Genomic DNA, 24,309 nt, shown 5'->3' on the forward strand with positions numbered 1-24,309 from the left:
CGAGTTGCGCGACATCCGTCGTCATCGAGCACCGCGGGTGTACGGCGTGCCCAGGGCGGGCGGCACCACGGAACTCCGCGCGAAGACGATGAGCATGAGGATGACGATGATGAACGGCAGCATCTTGATGATGTCGGCGGGCACGGTGAACCCGATCACCTGGAGCGCGGGGCCGATGGCTACGGCGAGACCGTAGACCAGCGAGGTGATCATGACGACGAGGATGCGCCCCCGCGACAGCATGGTGATGACGATGGCGATGAAGCCGAGACCGTTGGTGAGCATCGGGCTGAACGTCGCGGTCGTGATGAGCGACAGGTAGGCGCCGCCGAAGCCGACCAGCGCGCCGCTCAGCAGCACGGCGATCGAACGGGTGCGCATCACGCTGCCGCCCGCCGCGTCGAGCGACGACGGCTTCTGCCCCGCCGACCGGGTCGACAGCCCCCAGTTGGTGCGGGCCATGGCGAAGGCGAGGCCGAGGGCGACGATGACGGCGATCCAGAAGATGCCGGTCTGGCCGAACAGCGACGGGCCGATCACGGGGATGTCGGAGAGCCCCGGGATGGCGAGCTTCGGCGCAGCGCCGAGGCTCGCCGGCGACTTGGTGTAGTTCTGCAGGTACAGGACGCTCGTGATGCCCTCGCCGATGAGCGTCACGGCGAGACCGATGACGATCTGGTTGAGGCCGAGCCACACGTTCAGCACCAGCATGGCGAGGTTGCCGACGATGCCGCCGACGATGCCGGCGAGCACGCCGACCCAGAAGCTGCCCGAGACCAGGGTGGCGACGAAGGCGGAGTAGGCGCCGATGAGCATGACGCCCTCGATGCCGAGGTTGAGCACACCCGCCTGTTCGCCGATGGTCTCGCCGACCGCCGCGAGCATGAGCGGCATGGCCTGGGAGAGCACGGTGGCGATGAAGACCGTGACGAAGGCGGCCGTGAGCATGTCGCTCATACCGGGGTCCTTTCCGATGCGCTGCGGTTCTCGGTGCCCGAGGTGCCCGCCGAGGAGGAGGCCACCGAGGAGCCGAGGAAGGGCTTCAGCACCGTGCGGCGGAGCCCGGCCGGCACGTAGCTCTGCCCGAGCCGTCGCCGGTCGCCGATGTACTCGGTGATGGTCATGAACAGCAGGATGAGGCCGACGATCACGAGCAGGAAGTCGACGTTGAGCCCCGCCTGCTGGGCGGCGAGGGTGCCGCCGGTGGCCAGCACGGCGTAGAACGCCACGAACGGGATGGCCGCGACCGGCCGGAACCGGGCGAGGAACACCAGCGGCATGACGGCGTCGCCGTACCGCGGGTCCCAGTCGGCGCGCTGGTAGGTGAACTGGCCGAGGATGTCGATCGATCCGGCGAAGGCGATGAGCCCGCTCGACAGCGCGAACAGCAGGATGACCATCCAGGTCGAGTTGAGGCCCACGTGGCGGGCCGCCTTCGGGCTCGCCCCGAAGATGTCGACCCGCAGACCGAACGAGGTGCGGCTCAGCACGAACTGGGCGACGACGGCGAGCACGATCGCGATGACGAAGCCGATGTGGATCTGGGTGCCCGGGATGTAGGGCAGCAGCTCGTCATCGGGGATGACCGCGGTCTGCGGGGTGGTCACTCCGGGGTCTTTGAAGATGCCCTTGATGAGCAGGTTCACCACGCCCACCGCGATGAACGACATGACGAGCGAGGTGATGATCTCGTTCGTGCCGTAGCGGGCTTTGAGAATGGCCGGGATGAGCGACCACACCGCCCCCGCGAGCACGGCCACGATGAACACGACGATGGTGGCGAGGAAGGCGGGCATGACGTCGAACAGGATGGGCCCGAGACCCGACGCGACGACGGCGCCGAGGAGGTACTGGCCGTTGTAGCCCAGGTTCCACAGCTGCCCGCGGAAGGCGACGATGAGGCCCACCGCCACGATCACGAGCGGCGCCATGAGCACGAGGCTGCGCTGCCAGTTGTTGCCGGTGATGCCGTACTTCCAGACGCCGGCGAAGAACTCGAGCGGGCTCGCGCCGATGGCCATCATCACGAAGGCCGACACGATGAGTGCGAGCAGCACGGGCACGACGGCCCTGATGAAGCCCTCCGCGAAGCGACGCGCGGCAGATGTCTCGGTGTTCATTCGGTGCCCTCGATCGCTCCGGTCATGTAGTGGCCCACCTTCTCGGCCGTTCCCGGCCCGTCGTTCACCACGCCGCCGACGAGGCGGCCGCGGGAGATGACCTCGATGCGGTGGGAGAGCTCGATGAGCTCGTCGAGGTCGGTGGACAGCAGCAGCACGCTGCCGCCCGACGCCGCGAAGTCGATGAGCAGCTCGCGCACGAGGTGCACGGTCTTGAGGTCGAGCCCGTAGGTGGGCTTGTTCACCACCACCAGCCGGGCGCCGTTCGTGAGCTCGCGGGCGAGCAGGATCTTCTGGATGTTGCCGCCCGAGAGCGTTCCCGCCCGGGTCGCCGGCGACGGGGTGCGGATGCCGTACTCGTCGATGAGACGGCGGGCCTCCACGTCGACGGCCTTGGGCTGGATGCGCCCCGCCTTCCAGAACGGGGCCTGGCCGATGCGCTTGATGACGAGGTTGAGCGCCACCGACATGGAGCCGATGGTGCCCTCGTGCAGGCGGTCGTCGGTGACGTAGCGCACGCCCTGCTGCTGCCGGCTGCGCACGCCCGAGCGGGTGATGTCGGCACCGTCGAACAGCACGGTGCCCGACGAGGCGGGCCGTTGCCCGGCGACGAGTTCGGCGAGCGCCTGCTGGCCGTGCCCGTCGATGCCCGCGATGCCGAGGATCTCGCCCTCGTGCACGGTGAGCGAGACGTCTTCGGCCTCGACGTCGCGGCCGAGACCCTTGCTCGAGACCCCGCGCAGCTCGAGCCGCACGGGCCGTGCCGAGAAGTCGATCGACCGGGTCTCGCGGGTGGCCTCGGTGGCGCCGGCCAGGTCGGCGAGCTCGGCGGTGCTGGCCGACGAGGCGACCAGCTCGTCGCCGAACATGGCGGCGAGGATCGCATCCTGCGCCTGCTGCTCGGTGTACGAGGCAAGTTCGGCCTCGGAGATGTGGCCGACGTTGCGGCCGCCGCGCAGGATGGTGACGCAGTCGCCCATGTCGTAGGCCTCGCGCAGCTTGTGGGTGATGAGCACGACGGCGAGGCCGTTGGCCTTGACCCGGTCGATGCTCTCGCCGAGGTGCTCGATGGCCTGGGGGGTGAGCATCGAGGTGGGCTCGTCGAGCACGAGCAGGCGGCTGCCCTTCCACATCGCCTTGGCGATCTCCACCTGCTGCTGCTGGCCGAGACCGAGGTCGGAGGTGAGGGCGTGCGGGTCGATGCGCACGCCGAGGAGCTCCGCGAGCTCTTCGAGCCGCTCGGTGGCCCGCTTCTTGTTCTGCATTGCGCCCGACTCGCCGAGCATGAGGTTCTCGAGCACCGTGAACGCGGGCACGAGCGTGGAGTGCTGGTGCACCACGCCGATGCCGTAGTCGACCGCCACCTTCGGCGAGGAGATGTCGACCGGCGCTCCGCCGATCGAGATGGTCCCCGAGTCGGGCTGCTGCATGCCGGCGAGGATGCTGATGAGCGTCGACTTGCCGGCTCCGTTCTCGCCGAGCAGGCAGTGCACCTGTCCGCCGACGATGTCGAGCGAGACGTCGTTGTTGGCGATCACCCCCGGGAAGGCCTTGGTGATGCCCCTCAGCGAGATGACCTCGCTCGTGGCCGTTGTCGTCACGGATGCTCCTTGTGTGTGGCGGGTGGGGGGCCGGCTCCCGGGAGAGCCGGCCCCGTCGAGGCGTCGGGTCAGTTGCCCTTGGCGGCGATGACCGCGGCGACCTCGTCGGCCGACGTGGCGATCGTGGGCGTGATGCTCCCATCGATGATGCCCTCGGAGGCCTTGTCGACGGCGGCCTTGATCTCCGGGGTCATGGCGTCGGTGTCCTGAAGGTACATGCCGCCGTTCTCCACGTCGACCGGGTAGGTCTTGGTGCCGAAGGTGCCGGCGTCGACGTCCTTGATGGCCTCGACGTAGGCGGGCTCGTAGTTCCAGCGCACCGAGGTGAGCAGCTTCGACGGGTCGCTGAGGCCCGGGGTGACGTCACCGATGTCGGCGATGTACTTCACGTTCGACGCGGCGTCGATGGCCTGCAGGTAACCGTGGGTCGCTCCGTCGCCCATGCCGAACACGACGTCGGCGCCCGAGGCGATGATCTGCTCGGTCGCGACCTTGCCGCCGGCGGCGTCGGCGTAGGCCGCCGGGCCGACCGAGGTGTAGAGCACCTGGATGCTGGGGTCGACACTGTAGACGCCCTCGGCGAAGCCGGACGACATGGCGAACCAGTTCGCGTTGTCGGCCGAGACCACGATGCCGACCTTCTTCGAGGTGGTCGCCATGGCGGCGGCGATGCCCGCGAGGTAGCCGCCCTCCTGGCCCTCGGGCTTGGCGGCGGCGATCTGGCCGGGCACGTTCTCGTCTTCGCCGGCGTCCTGGATGAGGATCGGCACCTTCTTGGCGGCGGCGGTGGCCGCGGCACCCACGTTGTAGCCGGAGGCGTGGGCGACGATGAACTGCGCTCCCCCGTCGGCGACCTGGGTGAGGACGGTCTCGATGTTGTCGTAGCCGGCGTCGGGGACGATGGTCACCTCGATGCCGAGTTCCTTCGCCGCCTCGTTGGCGGCCTCGATACCGGCCTGGTTGTAGCCGTAGTCCGACTCGTTCTCGGGGGCGACGAGGGCGAACTGCGTGACCTCGGTGCCTCCCGACGCGGTCGAGTCGTCGGTGGGGGCGTCGCCGCCGCGGCCTGAGGAGCAGGCGGCGAGGCTGAGCGCGAGTGCGCCGGAGACGGTGACGACGACCAGTCGCGACGCTGTGCGCCGCCGGCCACCGCTGGTGAGAATGTTCATTGCCAGAATCTTCCTCTCAGGATGATGGGCCCCGGCTTCTTTGCTTCGGATCCTCTTACATTGTGCAGGGGTGACGCTACGATATGAGAAGAATCCGAGCTTGCCAAGCCCGAAATCGAGTTGTTACTTGTCCGAAACACGCGGAGTCGACGATGACGCCAGGAGGTTCTGCCCGTGACATCACGCCCTTTCATCGCCCTTCTCGCCGTCTCCGTGCTGGCGCTCGCCGGCTGCTCGAGCGCTCCGGCGCTGACTGACGACGACGCCGCGGCCCTCGCCACGCTAGCGGAGGTGGCGGGCCCGACGTCGAACGTCGACCCCGCCACGATCACCCGCACCGAGTGCTGGCTGCCGTCGGAGCACCTCATCGACGACCCCTCGGTGAGCTCGACCACCTGGAAGGTGCTCTGCCGCACCCACTACGTCGACGACTCGGGCGACCGCTACCAGGACGCCACCTGCGTCGGCGACTTCGCCCTCACGCCCATGCTCGATCACTGCTACCGCTGGGCGTTCTACACCGGCATGCCCCACTTCGAGGACTTCCCCGGCGTCGAGGCCGGCGGCTGAGACCGTGTGTTTCGAGTCTGTGAACAGTGCGGCGGATCCTTGACACCGCTCGCAGCGTTCTCATAACGTGATCGACAATTACCGAATGATGATAAAGATCGGAGCATCCCGATGACGGATCCGAAGGTGTATCTGCTCGACGGAGGAACTCTCGTCATCGACGAGTCCGACGTGCACTGGCACATCAACGCCGGCAACCCCGTGCGCTTCCCGGTGTACAGCGTGCTGATCGAGCATCCGGATGCGCTCATCCTGTTCGACACCGGTTTCGACCTCGACCACGTGAACCGGGTGCTCCCGTTCGAGCTGCCCGAGCAGACCGAGGAGCAGACCATCCCCGCCCAGCTGGCGAAGTGCGGCTTCACACCCGAAGACGTCGACATCGTGGTGAACTCGCACTTCCACTTCGACCACGTGGGCGGCAACAAGTACCTCACCAAGGCCACCACGCTCGTGCACAAGGAGGAGCTGCGGCACGCCAAGGTGCCCGAGCCCTTCGAGCGTCTCGGCTACTCCGACCTCTCGTTCGACCACGAGGGCGTGAGCTACACGCCCATCTCGGGCGACTACGAGATCGTGCCCGGTGTCTGGCTGTTCGAGACCCCGGGTCACACGATCGGCCATTACTCGCTGCTCGTCGAGCTCGAGAACGATCGCAACATGCTGTTCTGCGGCGACGCCGCCTACACCCGCACCACTCTCGAGAAGGAGTGGATCGCCGGCTTCCACCTCGACCCCACCAAGTCGGTCGAGGCGATCCGCCGCCTGAACTACCTCGCGCGCACGAAGGACGCCGACGTGTACCCCTCGCACGAGCTCGAGCCCTACCTCACCTGGAAGCTCGCCCCCGCCTACTACGGCGGCGGCGAGGGCCAGGCCTGACACCTCCGATCGACAGTTGCGATCGACAGCTATATATAAGGAGCACGACATGACCGACCAGACCCGACGGGTGGCCCTCGTCACCGGAGCAGCCCAGGGCATCGGAGCCGCGATCGCCGACGAGCTCGCCGGCGAGGGGATGACCGTGGTCGTCGCCGACGTGAACCTCGAGGGCGCGGAGGCCGTCGCCGCTCGCAACGGCGGGGTGGCGAAGAAGCTCGACGTGAGCGACCCGGAGCGGGTCTCCCAGGTCGTCGACGAGATCGTCGCCGAGTTCGGCCGCATCGACGTGCTCGTGAACAACGCGGCACTGGTGCCGCTCACCCCGTGGGCCGACATCACCTTCGAGGAATGGCGCAAGGTCATGTCGGTGAACCTCGACGGCCTCTACCTCGTCACCCACGCCGTGACGCCCGTGATGGGCAAGGCGGGCTACGGGCGCATCGTCAACATCGCCTCGAACACCTTCGTGGCCGGCACCCCCGACTGCGCCCACTACGTGGCGACGAAGGGCGCCTCCATCGGTCTCGTGCGCGCACTGGCCGGCGAGCTCGGCCGGCTCGGCATCACCATCAACGCCGTCGCCCCCGGCATCATCGCGAGCGAGGGCGTGCTCTCCGGCCCGCACCAGGCCGGCTTCGACTACGTCGTTCCGATGCAGGCGTTCGACCGCCGGGGTCTCCCGCAAGACGTGGCGCCCGCCGTCGCCTTCCTCGCCAGCGAGAAGGCCGGCTGGGTGACCGGGCAGACCCTCGTGGTCGACGCCGGCCACACGCGCAACTGACGCCGGCATGGGTTCCGACGTCCTCATCATCGGCGCGGGCTCGGCCGGCAGCGTCGTCGCGCGTCGGCTGAGCGCCGACCCGTCCCGGCGCGTCACCGTGCTCGAGGCCGGCGAGCGTGTCACCGACCCCGAGATGCGACGGCCCGAGCTGTGGCCGTTCATCCACCATCGCAGTTACGACTGGGACTACCGCACAACCCCGCAGAAGGGCCTCGCCGGGCGATCGCTCGACTGGGCCCGCGGCAAGGGCCCGGGCGGTTCGAGCCTGGTGCACGCCATGGCTCACATGCGCGGCTGCCGCGCCGACTTCGACCGCTGGGTCGTGCTCACCGGCGACGCCCGATGGGGGTGGGATGCGCTGCTCCCCGCCTTCACACGGTCGGAGACCTTCTCGGGTGGCGCCGATGCGGTGCACGGCGACGACGGGCCGCTCCCGGTGCTGCTGCCCGGCCCCGAGCTCTCCTCCCCGCTGGTGCAGGACTACCTGGCCGCCTGGGAGGCGCTCGGCGTGCCGCGCATCCCCGACCACAACGGCGGCGAGATGCTCGGGGCGACGCCCAACTCGCTCACCATCCGCGACGGCGAGCGGGTCACGGTCTCCGACGTGTACCTCGACCCGGTGCTCGATCGCCCGAACCTCACACTGCTCACCGGTGTCGACGTGCACCGGCTCCTCATCGGAGGAGGCCGTGTCACCGGCGTGGCCGTCACCCGCGACGGCGTCGACGAGGTGCTGGAGGCCGGCGAGGTCATCCTCTGCGGAGGCTCCATCGGCGACCCGCTGCTGCTCATGCGTTCGGGCATCGGAGACCCCGCGGTGCTGGCGGCGGCGGGCGTGAGCACCGTGCTCGAGTCGGCACAGGTGGGGAAGAACCTCCACGACCACCTGCTCGGGGCCGGCAACCTGTATGCCTCGCGCATCCCGGTGCCGCCGACCCGGCTGCAGCTGTCGGAGTCGATGACCTACCAGTCGCGTCACGGCCTCGAGCAGAGCGCGGGAGCCGTCGACATCGTCGTGGGCTGCGTGGTCGGCCCCAGCGCCTCGGAGGCACTTGCCGATCAGGCCGCCGACGTGGTGCCCGGCGAGGGCTACACGCTGCTGTTCGGCGTGACCAACCCGACCAGCCGCGGCTCGCTCGCCATCTCGGGCCCGTCGCTCGCCGACGCCCCCGTGATCGACCCGAACTACCTCGACACCGAGCACGACCGCGCGATGTTCCGCCTCGCCCTGGAGCGGGCGCGCCTGGTGGGCGGCTCGGAGGGCCTCTCCGCCTGGCGCGACCACGAGGTGCTCCCGGGCACGGCGGTGCAGAGCGACGCCGAGGCCGACGCCTTCATCGCGCGCGCGGCCATCACCCACCACCACCCGGTGGGCACGCTGAGCATGGGCTCCTCCGATGAGGCACCGGTGACCCCGGACCTGCGCTTCCGCGGGCTAGACAACCTCCACGTGGTCGACGCCTCGGTCATCCCCTCCATCACGGCGGGCCCGGTTCACGCCGCAACGATAGCGATCGCGGAGTCGTTCGCAGCGGAGTACACCCGCTGACCCCTCCGCATCACGCCGTCACGCACGAACGCCGCCCCGGAGCATCCGGAGCGGCGTTCGTGCTTCGAGGGTCGGTTTCAGCGGCTGAACAGACCCACGTAGCGCGCCTGCTCGATGATGTCGTCGGCGTAGCGGGTGAGGAACTCCTCGCGGGTGGGCTCGCCCTCCACCTTCGTGCCGAGCGCGTAGACGAAGAAGTAGTAGTGGTGCTCGCCGTGCCCGGCGGGCGGCTGCGGGCCGAAGTACGACGCGACGCCCGCGCCGTTCGGAGCCACGCGCACGCCCTCGGCCTCGAGGTCGAGCGTCTGGGCGTCGGGAGCGATGCCATAGACCACCCAGTGGGTGAAGCCCTGCGCGAGGGGCGCATCCGGGTCGTTCACGATGAGGGCGAGCTCGACGGTGCCCTCCGGCGCGCCGGTGAACTCCACGACGGGGGTCTTGTTGCCGCCGTCGGCGCTGAACTCCTCGGGGATGCGGCCGAGGTTGTTGAAGTCGGGGCTCGAGACAGCGAGCTTGTCGATGAACAGGGGCATGGTGTTCCTTTCGTTCGGCGTCAGAGGACGCGGGCGATCTCTGCCGCGACCAGGTCGGGCAGTTCTTCGGGGATGTAGTGGTCGGCACCCTCGACCTCGACCCAGCGGTCGCCGGGTCTGGCCTCACGCGCCGAGCGCCACGCGCTCTCGCTCACGATCTTGCTCGCATCTCCGCGCAGGTGCACCATCGGATGCGGAACACCCTGGAACTCCTCGGCGAACGGCGTGCGGAACCCGTCGATGAGCTGCGCCATGGCTTCGGCCGAGGCGAGGGGCTCCCAGGCCCCCTCGGCCACTTCGCGGTAGCCCCAGCGGGCGCGCCGCGACACGGCACCGGGCAGGATGCGCGGGTAGCGATCGGCAAGGTAGGCCTCGATCTCGGCGGGCCCGGTGAAGCGCCGGAAGCCCATGGCCACCCGCACGTCGAGCTCGTCGAGCACGGCGGCCTCGACGAAGGGCGTGTAGTCGACCACCACGGCGCGGGTCACCCGCTCGGGGTGGCGGGCGGCCGCCAGCCACGCGTTGCGGCCGCCGAGCGAGTGCCCGCCCACGACCGCCTGCTCGATGCCGAGGGCGTCGAGCACGGTCACGACGTCGGAGGCGAAGTCGTCGCCGCGATACCCGGTGGCGGGCTTGTCGCTGCGGCCGTGCCCGCGCTGGTCGAGCGCGATCACGGTGGCGCGCCCCTCGAGCAGGTCGCCCACGGGCTCCCACACGGCGTGGTTCGCCGAGGTGCCGTGCAGCAGCACCACCGCGGGGCCCTCGCCCCGCACCCGGAACGCGATGTCGACATCGGCGCCCCGGGTGCGGCTGAGACCGTCGCCGATGCTCTCGACCGTCACCGGCGCCGGCGAGGTCGCCGGGCCGGTGTGCGAGACGGCGCCCGCCATCAGACGTTCGGGATGGAGGAGAGCGTCTTGCGGGCGGCGATGAGACCGGTGATGATCTCCTTGCGCTTGGCGTCGACGTCGCCCTCGCCGTACTCGTACATGCCGCCGTTCGACTTGAAGCCGAGCTTGCCCTCCGCGATCTTCTCCTTGATGAACTCGGGGGTGTCGGTGCTGTTGTCGAGGTCTTTGTTGAGGTAGCTCGAGACGGCCTGGTAGATGTCGAGCCCCGCCATGTCGAGCAGGCGCGTCGGGCCGATCACCGAGAGCTTGTAGCCGATGCCCCACTTCACACAGGCGTCGAGGCCCTCGGGCGTGACGATGCCCTCTTCGAGCAGCGCCATGCACTCGCGGAGGATGGCGTAGAGCACGCGGTTCTCGACGAAGCCGGGGATCTCCTTCTCGAGCACGGGCACGTAGTTGAACGCCTTGACGATCTCGGTGAGCTTGCCGACGAGCGCCTCGTCGGTGGCCTTGCCGGGGATGATCTCGATCATCGGGATGAGGTGCGGCGGGTTCGACCAGTGCATGCCGATGAGGCGGCCGGGCAGGGTCATCGACTCGGCCATGGTGCTGATCGGGATGCCGGAGGTGTTGCTGGCGATGATGACCTCGTCGCCGATGCGGGCCTCGAGGTCGGCGAGCACCTGCTGCTTGAGCTCGAGCTTCTCGGGCACGGCCTCGATGACGAGCTCGGTGCCCTCGAGGGCTGCGTCGAGGTCGGTGCCGAAGCTCACCGAGCCGCCGGGGGCCGACGGCGAGTCGACGGCCTCGAGCACGTTCTGCACGACGCCGTAGGCGGCCTCGGCACGCGCGATCGCGTCGTCGGAGATGTCGTAGAGACGGACGGTGGCGCCGGCGCGGGCCAGGGTCGCGGCGATGCCGGGGCCCATGGTGCCCGAACCGATGACGGTGGCGATGGTGGGGAGACTGCTCATCTTCGTGCTCTCTTTCGCGGTACGTGGGTGGGGTCGATGGGGTCGGTGGGCTCAGATGCCCGGGGGCAGCGCGATCGGCGAGATACCGGTGCCGAAGGCGCCCTCGACACGGTCGAGTCGGCGGTTGAAGAAGGTCCAGAAGTTGTGCTGGGCCTTCGCCGGGTAGATGCGGTCGAACTTCTCCTTGGTCTCCTCCGCATCCGGTTCGATCGGGGCGAAACCGGAGGACTTGAGGTCGACCTGGAAGCGCGCGGCCTTCTCGAGGAAGATTCCCGTCAGGGTCACCTCGGCCACGGTGCTGCCGACGAAGGCCACGCCGTGGTTGGCCAGCAGGATCGCCTGCGCGTCGCCCAGGGCCTTCGCCGCGGCCACGCCGAGCGGAACCGTGGTGATGATGTGGCTGGTCTCGGCGAAGCGGGGCACGCCCTCGTAGGCGAACCACACGCCGTGGTTGTTGTAGGGCTTGAGCTCCTCCTCCGAGGCGCCGAGCACCGTCGAGTAGTGCGCGTGCGAGTGGCCCACGAAGTTCACGTCGGGGCGCGCCTTCATGATCTCGGCGTGCAGCGGCCACTCGAGGTGGCGGAGCCCGGTGCCCTCGAGCACGGTGCCGTCGAAGTCGATGAGGATGAAGTCGTCACCCTCCACCTCGCTGAGCGCGAGGTTGCCGCGCTTGAGCCACAGCCCGCGGCCGAACGGGTCGCGGAACGACAGGTGACCCATCGACATGTCGCCGTGGCCCTCGAGCTCGAGGATGCGGTGCGCTCGCGCCACGTCGGCGAGGATGCTCGCGATGGACTGGTCTTCGTAGTACTGGGTGTGCGAATAGCTCATGATCTCCTCCTGGGTCTACTGTGCGCCTGCGCGCACCTCGGCCACGGTCATGCCGCCGACGCGCGCGTTCACGCGCCCTCCGGTGGCGACGGCGGCGATGATGACGATCTCGTCGGGGCGGGGTGCGTCGGGAAGGGCGAGGGTGATGGCGTCGTAGTGCGACCTCACGTACACCTCGTCTTTGAACGCGAGCGGGATGTCGATGGTGGCGCCGGTCGGGGCGACCTTGGTGGCCGAGGAGATCCAGGCCTCGCCGCCGCCGACGGCGTCGCGGAGCGCGTTGCCGAACACGGTGGTGACGCAAGCCACGATGTGCTCCTGCTCCCCGTTCACGCCCACCATGCCGCCCTTGCCGTAGCTCTCGACGGGCCGGCCGCCGAGCAGCGCCGCCGCGCGCTCGCCGAGCTCGGTGCCGAGCGAGGCGCTCGCGTCGGTGAGCGGCGACAGGTCGTCGACCCAGCGACCGGAGAACGGGTTCTCGAACACCACGGCGACCGCGGCCTTCACCAGGGGCTGCTCGGGTGCGGGGCCGAGCTCGTGCACGGTCTCCTGCACGAAGGAGTGCCAGGCGCGGACCTTGTAGATGGAGTCGATGCTCATGCTGCGTGTACCTCGTGTCGGTGGGGGTCGGTCGGATTGTAGAGGGCGGTCTCGACGCTCTCGCCCACGAACTGATTGCCCTTGGCCATCTCGCGGGTGTCGGCGTACCACTGCGACCGGTTCTGGGCCAGGTCGGTGACGGGGCGCTCGAGGCGCTCCCAGTCGCGCAGGGCGGTCGGCAGGTCGTCGCCCGCGGCGAGCGCCTCGGTGGCCTTGACGGCCAGGGTCCAGGCGTTCTGCATCGCGGTGCCCGCACCCTGCGCGAGCGCCGGGCACATGGCGTGCGCGGCGTCGCCGATGAGGGCCACCCGCCCCTCGGTCCAGTGGTCGAGCCGGGTGGTCTGGTAGCCGTAGTACCGGCCCTGGATGCCCGCCGCATCCTGCAGCACCGGTGCCAGTTGCGGGAACACCGAGGTCCACAGCTCGAGGTCGATCGGCACCCGCGAGCCTGCGGCGTCGGCGGCCGGTGACATGAGGGCGATGTAGAGCTCTTCGTCGTTCGCCGGGGTGTAGAGCACGCGCAGCACGCGAGGCTCGAGGTTCCAGAAGTCGATGACGTTGTCCCACTCGGTGTCGGGCTCGAGCGCCTGAAGCTCGGCCTTGCGCCGGGGCACGAGGAAGCGGGTGATGCCGTCGCGCGAGCGCTCGCGCTTCAGCGGGATGCCGAGCGAGTCGCGCACCGCCGAGCCGACGCCGTCGGCGCCGACCACGAGCTCGGCCTCGGCCGTGGAGCCGTCGGCGAAGCTCACGACACCCTCCGCCGTGGCGCCCGTGACCTCGGAGTCCGCGACGATCTCGACGCCCGACTCGCGCGCCGCGGTGAGCAGGCTCTGGTGCAGGTGCGGGCGCGTCATGGTGCGCCAGCGGATGCCGTCGAGCGTCTCCTGCGACTGGATGACGTTGTTCATGCGGGTCTCGTACGCGGGCGGGGTCATCGAGCGCGAGTCGAGGTCGGGAGTGGCCCCGATGCGGTCGAGCACCTGGAGGCTGTTGTTCCAGAGCACGATGCCCGCGCCCTCGGCCCGGAGCTCCGCTGCTCGCTCGTGAACCCGCACGCGCCACCCCATCTGGGCGAGGGCGGTGGCCGCGGTGAGTCCCGCGAAGCCTCCGCCCGAGATCTCGGCGCGGCGTGGGCTGTCGGTCATGAGCTGGTCCTGTCTGTTCTGTGCATGGCTGTACGTGGGGCCGTCGACGGTCTGCGAGCGGAGGCTCACAGATCGCGTGCGGCTCCGATCCTGAGAGCGGCGAGGCCGATCACCTCGGCGATGTCGAGCGCGTTGCGAGTGCCGGCGGGCCCCGCGAACTCCTCGCCGCCGGTGGGCGTGTGGTAGCGCCAGCCCTCCTCACGGCCGACGCCCACGATCGCGGCGCGCACCACCTGGGTGACGTTGCCGAAGTCGGTGGCGAAGCCGAGCGCCGGGGGGTCGGCGATGAAGTCGCGGCCGGCCGCCGCGAAGGCGTCGGCGACGAGGGCGGTGACGGCGGCATCGGGCCGCACCTCGGCGATCGCCGCCGAGCTCGACCAGGTGCCCTCGCCGAACTGCCCTCTGAGCTCGGCGGCGAGGGCGTCGAGCTCCTGCTCGGTGTCGGCGAAGAGCAGGAAGCTCGCGTCGATCACCATGCCCGCCGACTCCTCGACGTCGCCGTCGAGGAGCACGGTCTCGACCATGAGGCGGGCGGGGTCGAAGGTGGAGGGGATGCGCGCGATGACGGCGAGGGCATCGAGCGGGCTGGAGACGACGTCGCGCTTGAGGGTGCGGATGCCGACGATGCGCACCGACTCCCGCCGCATCCAGAGCGACGACGGCCAGACGGTGTCGATGAACTCGGGGTGGGGGTAGAGGGCGACGTCGATGTCGTCCCACAGGCCGCGCGCGGCGCTCAGCGCCTTGCCGCTGCCGAGTTCGCGGGTGCGCGGGGAGTGAATCTCGTCGGCGGGGCAGCCGACGATCACGACGGTGCCGCTCAGCTCGTCGCGCACCGCGGCGAGGGCGAGCGCGGCGCCGATCACGCCGCCCGACTGGGCGCCGTGGCCGCAGGAGTGCACGGGAGCGACGTCACCCTCGGGGCTCTTCGCGGCGACGGCGTCGTACACGGCGACGACGCCGACGGTGGAGCCGGGCGCACCCCCGACGAGCTCGGCCCGGAAGGCGGTCGGCATGCCCGCGACACCGGTGGTGACGGAGTAACCCGCGTCGCGGAGACGGGCGACGAGGTGCTCGGAGCTCTCGACCTCTTCATGGGCGAGTTCGGGGTGGGCGGTGATGAACTCCACGATCGCGGCGACGTCTGCCGCCCGCTCGTCGAGAGCCGCCTTGAAGCGTTCGTCGACCTGCTCCGGTGCCATCGAGGTCCTCCCCAGTGATTCGCCGATTCTTACAATATGGATCGCAGTGTCAGCATATGATGCGCTGCAGTGAATTATTCATGACGAGGCGAAATGTAACAAGGCCTTAATATCCGGGGTCGACGATGACCCGCCGGAGCGGGTGAGGCGACCACGCGGATCGGCGCCGCGGACCGGCGACTCAGCGGGTCAGCGTGCGGGTGTCGGCGCCGGGGTGGGAGTCGGGCACACGAGCGGGCCCGCGTTCGCGGGCGGGGTGCTGAGCTCGCAGGCGTTCGGTACCAGGGTCTGCACCGCCAGCGCCCACACGACGCAGACGGCGAGGATCACGACGGTGACCGCGACGGTGGCGCGGCGGGCAGCTCGGGAACGCCACATCTCACACCATCCCGAAGCGCTCGGAGCGGATGGCATCGCTCGGCACACCGGCGGTGGAGAGCGCCGCCTCGATGTCGTCCATCATCGCGTCGGGCCCGCAGATGCAGAAGGTCGAGCCCGGTGCCACCTGCGGCAGCCTGCTCGTGACGAACGCGGCGTCGACCCGTCCGCGAGGGCCGGCCCACGCATCCGTCGGTCGTGACAGCACGTGCACCACCTCCAGGTCGAGCCGCGCGGTCAGCTCCTCGAGCTCGGCACGGCCCGGAATGCTCGTCTCGTCACGGTTGCCGAGCCAGATCTCGCAGCGCCGGGTGTCGCGACGGTCGGCGAGGGTCTCGAGCATGCTGAGCAGCGGGGTCACCCCGACTCCCGCGCCGATGAGCACGAGCGGGCCGGTGGGCGGCAGCACGAAGGCACCGAAGGGGCCGTCGACGAACATCCGGTCGCCCGGCTGCAGGTCGGCGATGTCGCGGCTGAAGTGGTCGTGCTCCTTGATGGCGAAGCTGATGCGTTCGGGATGCTCGGCGCTCGAGGAGATGGAGAAGGGGTGGTAGGTGAGGGCGAAGGCCGAGCGGCGCGCCTGCAGCCAGGCGAACTGGCCGGGCTCGAAGCGGAAGGGGCGCGTCGCCAGCCCCGAGGCCATCTCGGAGCGGCTGCCGCCGTTCTCACGATCGTGCTCGTGCGGATGCTCGTGCGGCACGCCCGGGGCGAACTCGGGAACCCGGTCGCGCGGGTGGATGGTGATGGTGGTCACGCCCGCCTCGCGCTCGATCGACTCCACCACCCAGGGGCGGCGCTGCCGCAGCGCGGGCTTCAGCAGCCGCACCCACACGCCCAGGCCGATGAAGGCGACGCTCAGCACGATCCAGAGCAGCTGCTCCCACCACTCCCGCACGTAGTAGCCGACGAGCAGCACGTGCAGCAGGGCGGTGATGACGACGGCCACGGCGAGCACGGCGTGCGTGATCTGCCAGGTCTCGTAGCGGAGGCGCAGCCGCTGTCTGAAGACGGAGAGCGCGATCAGCACGAGCAGCAGCACGCACGACGACACCGCGAACTTCGCCCGCAGCGGCGAGGTGAACACGTCGAGGAGGCCGAGGAAGCGCGAGTCGACCAGGAACAGGATGATCGGATGCGCGAACACCAGCAGCGTCGCGAGGTACGCCATCTGGCGGTGGAAGCCGAGCACGAGGTCCATGCCCACCGGGTGCACCACCACGAAGGTGCGCGCCACCATCACGAACTGCAGCCCGAACATGGCGAGCCCCACGAAGCCGAACGCGATCGACAGGTTGACCCAGAACCCGCGGCCCGGGTCGAGACTGATCAGCGCGAGCGGCAGCGGAAGCACCGCGAGCAGCGTGTACATCGCCACCCACACCGCGAAGGCGGCGCGGCTCCGCCGCTCCACCAGCCCCCGCACCGCGCTCGCCCGCATCGCCTCCCCCGCCTCCGGAGCGACCAGTGCTCCCTGCCGAACAGTACACCGCGGTCGGCAAGGAGCACTGCGCCGCGCGCCGGAGCGCGCCCGCTACTTCGCGAGGGCGGCGTTCGATTCCTGGACGGCGTCGTCGAGCGCGCTCTGAGGGTCGCCCTGGCCCTGCAGCACCTCCGAGATCGCCTTGCCGGCCGCGGTGGCGACATCGGCGAAACCGTCGGCGGTCGGGAGGGCGTTCTCGATGTTGCCGAGGTTCTCGACGAAGACGTCGTAGCCGGGGTAGACCGCCGACTGCTCCTTCACGGCGTCGGTGTCGAGCTCGGAGGTGCGCAGCGGCAGGTTGCCGTTCTCGACATTGAACCGCGCATCCTGCTCGGGCTGGGTGAGCCAGTTCGTGAAGTCGGTCGCCCAGTAGGCACGGTTCACGTCGTCGTGGTCGAGCAGCGCCCACATGTCGGGCCCACCCACGGTCTGGTGGTCGCCGTCGGTGCCGGGCAGCTGCACCACGCCGTAGTCGGTGCCGGCGGCTTTGAAGTCGGTGAGGTTCCAGGGGCCCGAGGTCACCATGGCGATGCGGTCGCTGGCGAACAGCTGGAGGTACTGCGTCTCGGTCTGGTCGAGGTAGATGCTCTTGTCGTCGATCGCCATGGCCTGGAGGTCGGCGAGCGCCTCGACCCCGGCCGCCGAGTTGAAGGCCGCCCCCTTCGAGTCGTCGTCGAGGATCTGCCCGCCGTTCTGCCACAGGCGCGGCCAGAACTGGAAGGCGGTCGAGCCGGTGCCCGAGACCGTGGTGCCGTACCCGAACACCTGCGTCGCAGGGTCGGTCAGCTCTCTGGCCGCCTCGCGGAAGTCGTCCCAGGTCCAGTCGTCGGTGGGGTAGTCCAGGCCCGCCTGGTCGAAGATCGTCTTGTTGTAGATGAGGCCGATGTTGTCGATGACGGCGGGGAACCCGATGATCTCCTCGCCGGAGGGCTGCACGGTCTGGCGGGCGGCGGCGGGGAAGTCGTCCCAGCCGACAGCGGGATCCTCGACGGCCTCCGCGATGTCGAGGGTGCGACCCGAGTCGTGGAGCTCGCTCGCCCAGCGGCCGTAGGCGTAGGAGACGTCGGGGTACTGGTTGGCGGCGAAGCCCGAGAGCAGCTTCTGCAGCAGCAGGTCGGCCGTGGGCGCTCCCGACGAGAGCTTGACGGTGACGTTCGGGTGGGCCTCGTGGTACTCGTCGGCGAGCGCCTGCAGAGTCTCTTGAACCGCGTCGACCTGCCCCGACCACACCTCGATGGTGACGTCGGCGTCGGTGTCGAGTTCGGTGACCGGAGCCGGGCCCGCGCAGCCGGCGAGAGCGGCGGTGAGGGCGGAGGCGGTGAACAGGGCTGCTGCCGCGACGATGCGGCGGTGGTGCTGGGTCATGGTGATGCTCCTTCGCAGGGGTGCAGGGGTGCAGGGGTGCTGTGGTCGGTGCGGTGGGGTCGGTGGGTGGGGTCAGCGGGGTGAGGGGACGTCGACGAGCTCCGCCTGCCCGCCGAGCTCGACCGGCAGGTACGCAGCGTGCAGCTCGGTGAGGCGGTCGCAGAGACTCCAGATCTGGGCGGGTGTCAGCACGGCTGTGGCGAGGGGATCGGCGAGCACCGCCTGCCGCACCTTCTCGCGGTCGCCGGTGAGCGCCGCCTCGAGGGTGAGTTCGGCGAGCGACACCGCAGAGCGGTTGAGTGCGGCACCGGCGGTCGGGATGCGCCCCATGCGGATCGGGGTCACCCCCGATCCGTTCACCATCGCGGGCACCTCGACGACCGCATCCGCCGGCAGGTTGTCGATCAGTCCGTCGTTCACGACGTTGACGTGGATCTCGCGCTCGCTGCCCGTCACCAGGGAGTGGATGAGCTGCGGTGCGTACTCGGTCGCCTCGTCTTCGAGTGCGAGCTGCCGCCCCTCGGCGAGCGCGGCCCGCGCGTCTTCGTAGGCGGAGAGGTTCTGCTCGTCGGAGGCGATGTGCCAGAGCGGGACGAGGCGGTAGCGTTCGATCTGCTCGGGCGTGCGCAGGAACCACGAGGTGTACTCGGCTGAGTGCTCGCTGTTCTCGGTCGGGTAGGAGCCGATGCGCCGGAAGATCTCGACCCGCACCCGTCTCTCGAGCTCGGGGTCGGCGGCGATGCGGTCCCGTAGCCGGGGATAGAGGTCTTCGCCGTCGTGGGTCCACTCGGTGAGCCAGGACTGGTGATTGACACCCGCCGCGCGGAACCGTGTGCCCTCCAGCGGAACCCCGACGAGCTCGCAGAGGTCGTGCACCGTCCAGTAGATGCTGTGGCAGAGCCCGTAGCTCTTCAGCCACGGCGCGACGGCGGCGAGCCACCCGACGTTCATGGCCATCGGGTTCGTGTAGTTGAGGAAGAGGGCAGTCGGGCACAGCTCGGCCATGTCGCGGGCGATCGCCGACAGCAGCGGGAAGGTGCGCAACGCCCTGAAGACGCCGCCGATGCCCGTGGTGTCGGCGACGGTCTGCAGCAGACCGAGCTCGGCGGGCACCTCGAGATCGATGCGCCCGGGCGCCGCCCCACCCACGAGCACCACGTTGACGACGAAGTCGGCGCCCTCGAGCGCGCGGCGCCGATCAGTGGTGGCCGAGAACGCGGCCACCCGGCCGAACCGCTCGGCGAGCTGATGGGCGGTGCCGAGCGCGACGTCGAGGCGGTCGCGCGAGATGTCGTGCAGCACCACCTCGAGCGGGCCGAGGTCGTCGAACTGGAGCAGGTCGGCCAGCAGCTGTCGGGTGAAGACGACACTGCCGGCACCGATGAAGATGATTCGAGTCACAGCCATATTGTTGCGCCTTGCTGCGAGTTTCTGCAAGCCCTGTCATCGGATTCATTCCCTCCGGTGAACAGGCACCGCGCGTGATCAGCGGCCTCCCTCACGAACGCGGCGCCGAGCACGCCCCGACGCTCCTCCTCCACCACGAGATCGAGCAGACCCTCGACGACCGCGTCGACCCGTCGCTGCGACCGGCCCACCAGTTCAGCGAGGGCGGAGGCCAGCGGGTCGTCGAGATCACCGCCGGTCTCCACCTGACGCAGCACGAGCGCCGCCCAGGCCCCGACGGCGAAGGCACCGGCTGGAGCCTCCCGACCCTGCGCGCGCGCCTCCAGCACGGGCTCGAGGATGCGCATCCCGACCTTCTGGGAGGTGTCACGGGCGATCTGCGCCGTGGTGTGGGTGAGGCCCCGGTTCGAGAAGCGGCCCCGCACCTCCCGGGCGTAGTCGCCCCAGTCGACCCCGTCGAGTGCGGGCAGGGTGCGCTGCGCCTCCTCCTGCCAGCGGAGGCACCAGCGCAGCAGACGGGGGTCGCCCATCGCCTCGACGATCGTGGCGTGGCCGAGCACCGCGCCCGCGCACGCGATGAGCGTGTGAGTGCCGTTGAGCAGGCGCAGCTTGCCCGCCTCGTACACCTCGACGTCGGCGACGAAGACCGCCCCGGCGAGCTCCCACGGCGGGCGGGAACCGGCGAAGTCGTCCTTGATCACCCACTGCCCGAAGGGCTCGGCCACCACGAGCGCCGCGTCGGCGAATCCGCTCAGTGTGCCGGCTTCGTCGCGGTCGACGGCGGTCGTGCTCGGCGTGATGCGGTCGACCACCGAGCACGGGAAGGCGACGTCGTCGGCGAGCCACCGTCGGAATGCGGCGGGCGCCCCACGCGTGACGTGGCGCACGAGCCGCTCGAGACGGCGACCGTTCGAGAGCAGGTTGTCACAGCTGAGCACGGTGAGCGGCGCCCCGCCGGCCTCGTGGCGTCGTCGGAGGCCGTGCGCGAGCAGCCCGAGCGGAACACTGTCGGGCGCGTAGGCCTTCTCGGTGACGGTGAGCGTCACCACCCGCGTCTGCTCGTGGGCGATCGCCGCCGTGACGCGATGCCGTTCCGACGAGGCGGCCACCCCGGTGAGCGATCCCACCCAGCGCAGGCGGGACTCCGCACCCTCGCGGAACAGCACCCCGTACAGCTCCTCCTGGGCACGCAGCACCTCGGCGCTCTCGGGCCGCCGGCCGGTGACGCCGAGGATGCCCCAGGCAGCGCTCCCCGCCCGCTCGGCGGCGAGTTCGGTGTAGTGGAAGGTGTGGGCGCGCGCGAACGCCCCCACCCCGAGGTGCACGACGCCCGTCTGCGCCGGCCTCGCCACGGGCGGGCTCACCGAAGCCCTCGGAGCGCGCTCGACCGCGCGCCGCGTGACGCGCGCGGTCATGCGTGCGCCCCGTGCGCCCGGCGGCCCGTGACTACACTGACTCTTGTGACGGTCCGGAACGAGGATGCGGCGGTGACGCTCGCGCAGATCGCCGCCCGCCTGGGGCTGTCGGAGTCGACCGTCTCGCGGGCCTTCGCCGACCCGGGCAAGGTCGCGCCGCGCACCCGCGAGCTCGTGCTCGCCGAGGCGACAGCGCTCGGGTACGAGCACCCCAGCACCAGCCGCCCGCGCGCCCAGCCGACGGGCATCGGCGTGATCGTCCCCGACATCGCCAACCCGTTCTTCCCGCCCATCATCCGGGCGATCCAGGCGCGCGCGGGGGCTGCGGGCATCCCCGTGCTGATCGCCGACACCGACGAGCACCCGCGCGACGAACTCGCCAGGGCGCGCTTTCTGCACGACAAGGTCGACGGCCTCGTCCTCATCTCCCCCAGGGCCGACGACGACGATCTCCGCGAGATCGCGCTGCTCGGGCCGACGGTCGTCATCAACCGCGACGTGCCGTTCCTGCCGCAGATCACCCTCGAACCGCACGAGGGCATCGCCATGGCTGTCGAGCACCTGTGGGCGCTCGGCCACCGGCACATCGCATACCTGAACGGCCCGTCGAGCTCCTGGTCGAACGACCAGCGGCGCACCGCGGTGCGCAAGGCCATGTCACGCCTCGGCGGCGAACTCACCGAGTTCGGGCCGTTCGAACCGACCATGACCTCGGGCGTGCACGCCGCCGACCTCGTCTCCGCCTCCGACGCGACGGCAGTGCTCGCGTACGACGACATGATCGCCCTCGGGCTGATGGCTCGCATGCAGTTCCGCGGGCTCCGCATCGGCGATGACGTGAGCGTGGTGGGCATCGACGACAACCCGCTCTCGGCCACCGCGTACCCCTCGCTCACCACCATCAAGATCCCGGGCGACCGCGCGGGACGGGTGGCGGTCGACGAACTCACCGCGCACATCACCCGCCCCGGCGAGCCGATCAGCCGGGTGCGCCTCGACGTCAGTCTCGTGGTGCGGGAGTCGACCGGGCCGGCACCCCAGACCTCACGCCGCACTGCCCAGTCCTGACGCGGAGGCGGCGTCGAGATAGAGGGTCGCCCCCGACACCCGGCGCAGGAAGGTCGACGGCACGGCCTCGGAGATCTCCTCGTGCAGGGTGGCGCGCACCGCATCCGCCTTACGGCTCTCGGGCGCGCAGATCTGCACCCATCGCGCCGAGGTGAGCGCCGGGATCGTCAGCGAGATCGCCTGGGCGGGAACGTCGTCGACCGTCGGGAAGTGGCCCTCGCCCACCTGCTGCGACCGCGACTCGGGCGTCAGGGTGATGACGCGCGCCCAGCGGTCGTCGGAGAAGTCGGCGTCGAACGGCTCGTTGAACGCGAGGTGCCCGTTCTCGCCGATGCCCATGCACACCAGGTCGAGGGGCGCCGCCCGCAATAGGCTCTCATACCGCGCGGCCTCGGCCTGCGGGTCGCCGAGTCCGCTGATGTACTCGACCTGGAAAGGGTGCACCCGGTTCTGGATGCGCTCCCTGATCCAGCGCTGGAAGCTCGCCGGATGATCGGCGTCGATGCCCAGGTACTCGTCCATGTGGAACACCGTCACGTGCCGCCACGGCACCTCCTGGTCGACGAGCGCATCGATGAAGGCGTACTGCGAGTTGCCCGTGGCGATCACCACTCTCGCCTCCCCCCGCTCGGCGACCGCTTGCCGCAGGCGTGCGGCGGCGTCGGCTGCAGCCGCCCGCCCCATCGCCGTCTCGTCGTCGAAGACGCGCACCTCCAGCTCGTCCGTCGTGAACTCGTGCATCTCGTACCTCACCTCTCGTGGAACGCCGGGGAATGCCCCCGGCAGTGACTTGCAGGACTAGTATGCATCTTGCTGCAAGTTGATGGAGGAACTATGACCTTTGTGCGAGCCCTCGTGCTCTCCCCGGCAGACGACGTCGCCGTCGTGACCACGAGCTGCGACGACGGCAGGCCGATCGACCTGTCCGACGGATCGAGGGTCGTCGCCGCCGGCGCGATACCCGCCGGGCACAAGGTCGCGGTGCGCGACCTGCCCGCCGACCACCGGGTGAGGAAGTACGGGCAGGTGATCGGCGCGACCACCTCCCCGGTGCCGCGGGGCGCGCACGTCCACACCCACAACCTCGTCATGGACACCGGCGACCGCGACCACGAGTTCGCCATCGACGTCGTGCCGCCCGCGCGGCCGCCGGGCCCCGAGCCGACCTTCCAGGGCTACCGGCGCGCCGACGGCAGGGTCGGCACCCGCAACTACGTCGGCATCGTCACCTCGGTGAACTGCTCCGCCACCACCGCCCGGCTCATCGCACAGCACTTCACCCCCGCGGTGCTGGCCGCGCATCCGCAGGTCGACGGCGTGATGGCCCTCACCCACCAGAGCGGATGCGGCATCGTCGGCGACTCGGAGGGAGCGCGCATGCTCGTGCGCACCCTGCGGGGCTATGCCGAGCATCCGAATTTCGCGGCGATCCTCGTACTCGGGCTGGGCTGCGAGATGGTGACGCTCGACCTGCTGAGCGGCTCGCTCGGGAGCACCGTGATCGATCGCCTGAACATCCAGGAGAGCGGAGGCGTGCGCTCGACGGTCGCGCTCGGCATCGAGCGGATCACCGCGATGCTGCCCGCCATCGACGCCCTCGGCCGCGCGGCGGAACCCGTCAGCGAGCTCGTGCTGGGCCTGAACTGCGGCGGCTCCGACGGCCTGTCGGGCATCACCGCCAACCCGGCGCTCGGCCTGGCCTCAGACCGGCTCGTCGCCTGGGGCGGCAGCTCGGTGCTCGCCGAGACCCCCGAGATCTACGGGGCGGAGCACCTGCTCACCCGCCGGGCCGTCGACGAGCAGACGGGCCGCCGGCTGCTCGCCCGCCTCGACTGGTGGCACGACTACCTGCAGGAGGGCGCGGGCACGCTCGACAACAACCCCTCGCCCGGCAACAAGCAGGGCGGCCTCACGACCATCCTCGAGAAGTCGCTCGGCGCCGTGGCGAAGGGTGGCAGCGCACCGCTCGTCGACGTCGTCGAGTACGGCGAGCGGGTGACCCAGAAGGGGTTCACCTTCATGGACACCCCGGGCTACGACCCGGTCTCGGTCACCGGGCTGGTCGCGGGCGGCGCGAACGTCGTCGTGTTCACCACGGGGCGGGGCTCCGTGTTCGGCTGCAAGCCCGTGCCGAGCATCAAGGTCGCCACGAACAGCGCGCTGGCGCGCCGCATGCGCGACGACATCGACATCGACGCCGGCATGATCGTCGAGGGTCTGCAGAGCCTGGGCGAGGTGGGTGAGGCGATCTTCGACCGCATCCTCGCCGTCGCCTCGGGCGAGAAGACCGCGAGCGAGGAGATCGGAGCGGGTCAGGAGGAGTTCGTGCCGTGGCACATCGGGGCGGTCACCTGACCGGAGGGGTCACCCGGCGGGCCCGACGCG

Annotated in this window: 23 protein-coding genes; 6 read left to right on the forward strand and 17 right to left on the reverse strand. The window is 70.1% G+C overall.

The window, feature by feature from the left end; genetic code table 11:
* Positions 1-21: 21 nt before the first annotated feature.
* From HL652_RS14685 to HL652_RS14700, 4 genes are all read right to left on the reverse strand, one after another.
* Positions 22-957 (reverse strand): ABC transporter permease, encoded by a 936-nt coding sequence (locus tag HL652_RS14685; RefSeq protein ID WP_171706001.1) that lies wholly within the window; start codon positions 955-957, stop codon positions 22-24.
* Positions 954-2,120, reverse strand: coding sequence for a putative B6 ABC transporter permease subunit 2 (locus HL652_RS14690; protein ID WP_171706002.1), 1,167 nt, complete (start codon positions 2,118-2,120; stop codon positions 954-956). The genes HL652_RS14685 and HL652_RS14690 overlap by 4 nt, the downstream gene beginning before the upstream one ends.
* Positions 2,117-3,721: a putative B6 ABC transporter ATP-binding protein gene (locus HL652_RS14695; protein ID WP_171706003.1), complete on the reverse strand. Its 1,605-nt coding sequence runs from the start codon at positions 3,719-3,721 to the stop codon at positions 2,117-2,119. Before HL652_RS14695 ends, HL652_RS14690 begins: the two co-directional genes overlap by 4 nt.
* A gap of 68 nt (positions 3,722-3,789) precedes the next feature.
* The gene (locus HL652_RS14700) at positions 3,790-4,890 is read right to left on the reverse strand and encodes a putative B6 ABC transporter substrate-binding protein (RefSeq protein ID WP_171706004.1); all 1,101 of its coding nucleotides are present in this window, start codon (positions 4,888-4,890) and stop codon (positions 3,790-3,792) included.
* A gap of 174 nt (positions 4,891-5,064) precedes the next feature.
* Here HL652_RS14700 and HL652_RS14705 point away from each other — a divergent pair, with 174 nt between their 5' ends.
* The 4 genes from HL652_RS14705 (at position 5,065) to HL652_RS14720 (ending at position 8,675) form a co-directional block, all read left to right on the forward strand.
* Entirely contained in the window at positions 5,065-5,460 is a 396-nt protein-coding gene (locus tag HL652_RS14705; RefSeq protein WP_171706005.1) for a hypothetical protein, read from the forward strand.
* A 111-nt stretch (positions 5,461-5,571) separates the two neighbouring features.
* A complete protein-coding gene (pldA, locus tag HL652_RS14710; protein ID WP_171706006.1) occupies positions 5,572-6,342 on the forward strand; it encodes a 4-pyridoxolactonase in 771 nt (256 codons plus the stop codon).
* A gap of 49 nt (positions 6,343-6,391) precedes the next feature.
* A complete protein-coding gene (gene pldH / locus HL652_RS14715; RefSeq protein ID WP_171706007.1) occupies positions 6,392-7,126 on the forward strand; it encodes a pyridoxal 4-dehydrogenase, SDR-type in 735 nt (244 codons plus the stop codon).
* A 7-nt stretch (positions 7,127-7,133) separates the two neighbouring features.
* Entirely contained in the window at positions 7,134-8,675 is a 1,542-nt protein-coding gene (locus HL652_RS14720) for a GMC family oxidoreductase (protein WP_171706008.1), read from the forward strand.
* 77 nt (positions 8,676-8,752) lie between these two features.
* Here HL652_RS14720 and HL652_RS14725 read toward each other — a convergent pair whose 3' ends face one another.
* From HL652_RS14725 to HL652_RS14780, 12 genes are all read right to left on the reverse strand, one after another.
* On the reverse strand, positions 8,753-9,208 hold the full coding sequence (locus tag HL652_RS14725; RefSeq protein ID WP_171706009.1) for a YbhB/YbcL family Raf kinase inhibitor-like protein: 456 nt from the start codon (positions 9,206-9,208) through the stop codon (positions 8,753-8,755).
* 20 nt (positions 9,209-9,228) lie between these two features.
* Positions 9,229-10,098: an alpha/beta fold hydrolase gene (locus HL652_RS14730; RefSeq protein WP_171706010.1), complete on the reverse strand. Its 870-nt coding sequence runs from the start codon at positions 10,096-10,098 to the stop codon at positions 9,229-9,231.
* The gene (locus tag HL652_RS14735; protein ID WP_171706011.1) at positions 10,098-11,033 is read right to left on the reverse strand and encodes a 3-hydroxyacyl-CoA dehydrogenase NAD-binding domain-containing protein; all 936 of its coding nucleotides are present in this window, start codon (positions 11,031-11,033) and stop codon (positions 10,098-10,100) included. The genes HL652_RS14730 and HL652_RS14735 overlap by 1 nt, the downstream gene beginning before the upstream one ends.
* A gap of 51 nt (positions 11,034-11,084) precedes the next feature.
* The gene (locus HL652_RS14740; protein ID WP_171706012.1) at positions 11,085-11,864 is read right to left on the reverse strand and encodes a class II aldolase/adducin family protein; all 780 of its coding nucleotides are present in this window, start codon (positions 11,862-11,864) and stop codon (positions 11,085-11,087) included.
* 15 nt (positions 11,865-11,879) lie between these two features.
* Positions 11,880-12,464, reverse strand: coding sequence for an amino acid synthesis family protein (locus HL652_RS14745; protein WP_171706013.1), 585 nt, complete (start codon positions 12,462-12,464; stop codon positions 11,880-11,882).
* Complete coding sequence (locus tag HL652_RS14750; protein WP_216603903.1) at positions 12,461-13,609, reverse strand: FAD-dependent oxidoreductase; 1,149 nt, start codon at positions 13,607-13,609, stop codon at positions 12,461-12,463. Before HL652_RS14750 ends, HL652_RS14745 begins: the two co-directional genes overlap by 4 nt.
* Before the next feature lie 65 nt (positions 13,610-13,674).
* A complete protein-coding gene (locus HL652_RS14755) occupies positions 13,675-14,811 on the reverse strand; it encodes a M20/M25/M40 family metallo-hydrolase (RefSeq protein ID WP_171706014.1) in 1,137 nt (378 codons plus the stop codon).
* A gap of 189 nt (positions 14,812-15,000) precedes the next feature.
* Positions 15,001-15,189 carry a hypothetical protein gene (locus HL652_RS14760; RefSeq protein ID WP_171706015.1) on the reverse strand — a complete coding sequence of 63 codons (189 nt, stop codon included), beginning with the start codon at positions 15,187-15,189 and terminating at the stop codon, positions 15,001-15,003.
* Between the two features lies 1 nt (position 15,190).
* On the reverse strand, positions 15,191-16,627 hold the full coding sequence (locus tag HL652_RS14765; protein WP_171706016.1) for a ferredoxin reductase family protein: 1,437 nt from the start codon (positions 16,625-16,627) through the stop codon (positions 15,191-15,193).
* A 93-nt stretch (positions 16,628-16,720) separates the two neighbouring features.
* On the reverse strand, positions 16,721-18,034 hold the full coding sequence (locus tag HL652_RS14770) for an ABC transporter substrate-binding protein (protein ID WP_171706017.1): 1,314 nt from the start codon (positions 18,032-18,034) through the stop codon (positions 16,721-16,723).
* A 72-nt stretch (positions 18,035-18,106) separates the two neighbouring features.
* Entirely contained in the window at positions 18,107-19,435 is a 1,329-nt protein-coding gene (gene melA, locus HL652_RS14775; protein ID WP_171706018.1) for an alpha-galactosidase, read from the reverse strand.
* On the reverse strand, positions 19,432-20,856 hold the full coding sequence (locus HL652_RS14780; protein ID WP_171706019.1) for a mannitol dehydrogenase family protein: 1,425 nt from the start codon (positions 20,854-20,856) through the stop codon (positions 19,432-19,434). The genes melA and HL652_RS14780 overlap by 4 nt, the downstream gene beginning before the upstream one ends.
* Positions 20,857-20,901: 45 nt before the next feature.
* Between HL652_RS14780 and HL652_RS14785 the strand changes: the two genes are divergently transcribed.
* Positions 20,902-21,924, forward strand: coding sequence for a LacI family DNA-binding transcriptional regulator (locus tag HL652_RS14785; RefSeq protein WP_171706020.1), 1,023 nt, complete (start codon positions 20,902-20,904; stop codon positions 21,922-21,924).
* On the opposite strand, the gene HL652_RS14790 is transcribed toward HL652_RS14785, so the two are convergent.
* Entirely contained in the window at positions 21,901-22,665 is a 765-nt protein-coding gene (locus tag HL652_RS14790; RefSeq protein WP_171706021.1) for a 6-phosphogluconolactonase, read from the reverse strand. The two genes, HL652_RS14785 and HL652_RS14790, sit on opposite strands and share 24 nt — an antisense overlap.
* A 93-nt stretch (positions 22,666-22,758) precedes the next feature.
* On the opposite strand from HL652_RS14790, the gene HL652_RS14795 reads away from it, so the two are divergent.
* The gene (locus tag HL652_RS14795; protein ID WP_171706022.1) at positions 22,759-24,279 is read left to right on the forward strand and encodes a UxaA family hydrolase; all 1,521 of its coding nucleotides are present in this window, start codon (positions 22,759-22,761) and stop codon (positions 24,277-24,279) included.
* Positions 24,280-24,309 lie beyond the last annotated feature (30 nt).

The organism is Herbiconiux sp. SALV-R1, assembly GCF_013113715.1.
In the GTDB taxonomy this organism is placed as follows: Bacteria; Actinomycetota; Actinomycetes; order Actinomycetales; family Microbacteriaceae; genus Herbiconiux.

Coding starts and splice junctions, on each gene's coding strand:
- HL652_RS14685 (WP_171706001.1), bottom strand. CDS start 957: ATGAGCGACATGCTCACGGCCGCCTTCGTCACGGTCTTCATCGCCACC.
- HL652_RS14690 (WP_171706002.1), bottom strand. CDS start 2,120: ATGAACACCGAGACATCTGCCGCGCGTCGCTTCGCGGAGGGCTTCATC.
- HL652_RS14700 (WP_171706004.1), bottom strand. CDS start 4,890: ATGAACATTCTCACCAGCGGTGGCCGGCGGCGCACAGCGTCGCGACTG.
- pldA (WP_171706006.1), top strand. CDS start 5,572: ATGACGGATCCGAAGGTGTATCTGCTCGACGGAGGAACTCTCGTCATC.
- pldH (WP_171706007.1), top strand. CDS start 6,392: ATGACCGACCAGACCCGACGGGTGGCCCTCGTCACCGGAGCAGCCCAG.
- HL652_RS14720 (WP_171706008.1), top strand. CDS start 7,134: ATGGGTTCCGACGTCCTCATCATCGGCGCGGGCTCGGCCGGCAGCGTC.
- HL652_RS14725 (WP_171706009.1), bottom strand. CDS start 9,208: ATGCCCCTGTTCATCGACAAGCTCGCTGTCTCGAGCCCCGACTTCAAC.
- HL652_RS14730 (WP_171706010.1), bottom strand. CDS start 10,098: ATGGCGGGCGCCGTCTCGCACACCGGCCCGGCGACCTCGCCGGCGCCG.
- HL652_RS14735 (WP_171706011.1), bottom strand. CDS start 11,033: ATGAGCAGTCTCCCCACCATCGCCACCGTCATCGGTTCGGGCACCATG.
- HL652_RS14740 (WP_171706012.1), bottom strand. CDS start 11,864: ATGAGCTATTCGCACACCCAGTACTACGAAGACCAGTCCATCGCGAGC.
- HL652_RS14745 (WP_171706013.1), bottom strand. CDS start 12,464: ATGAGCATCGACTCCATCTACAAGGTCCGCGCCTGGCACTCCTTCGTG.
- HL652_RS14750 (WP_216603903.1), bottom strand. CDS start 13,609: ATGACCGACAGCCCACGCCGCGCCGAGATCTCGGGCGGAGGCTTCGCG.
- HL652_RS14755 (WP_171706014.1), bottom strand. CDS start 14,811: ATGGCACCGGAGCAGGTCGACGAACGCTTCAAGGCGGCTCTCGACGAG.
- HL652_RS14760 (WP_171706015.1), bottom strand. CDS start 15,189: ATGTGGCGTTCCCGAGCTGCCCGCCGCGCCACCGTCGCGGTCACCGTC.
- HL652_RS14765 (WP_171706016.1), bottom strand. CDS start 16,627: ATGCGGGCGAGCGCGGTGCGGGGGCTGGTGGAGCGGCGGAGCCGCGCC.
- HL652_RS14770 (WP_171706017.1), bottom strand. CDS start 18,034: ATGACCCAGCACCACCGCCGCATCGTCGCGGCAGCAGCCCTGTTCACC.
- HL652_RS14780 (WP_171706019.1), bottom strand. CDS start 20,856: ATGACCGCGCGCGTCACGCGGCGCGCGGTCGAGCGCGCTCCGAGGGCT.
- HL652_RS14790 (WP_171706021.1), bottom strand. CDS start 22,665: ATGCACGAGTTCACGACGGACGAGCTGGAGGTGCGCGTCTTCGACGAC.
- HL652_RS14795 (WP_171706022.1), top strand. CDS start 22,759: ATGACCTTTGTGCGAGCCCTCGTGCTCTCCCCGGCAGACGACGTCGCC.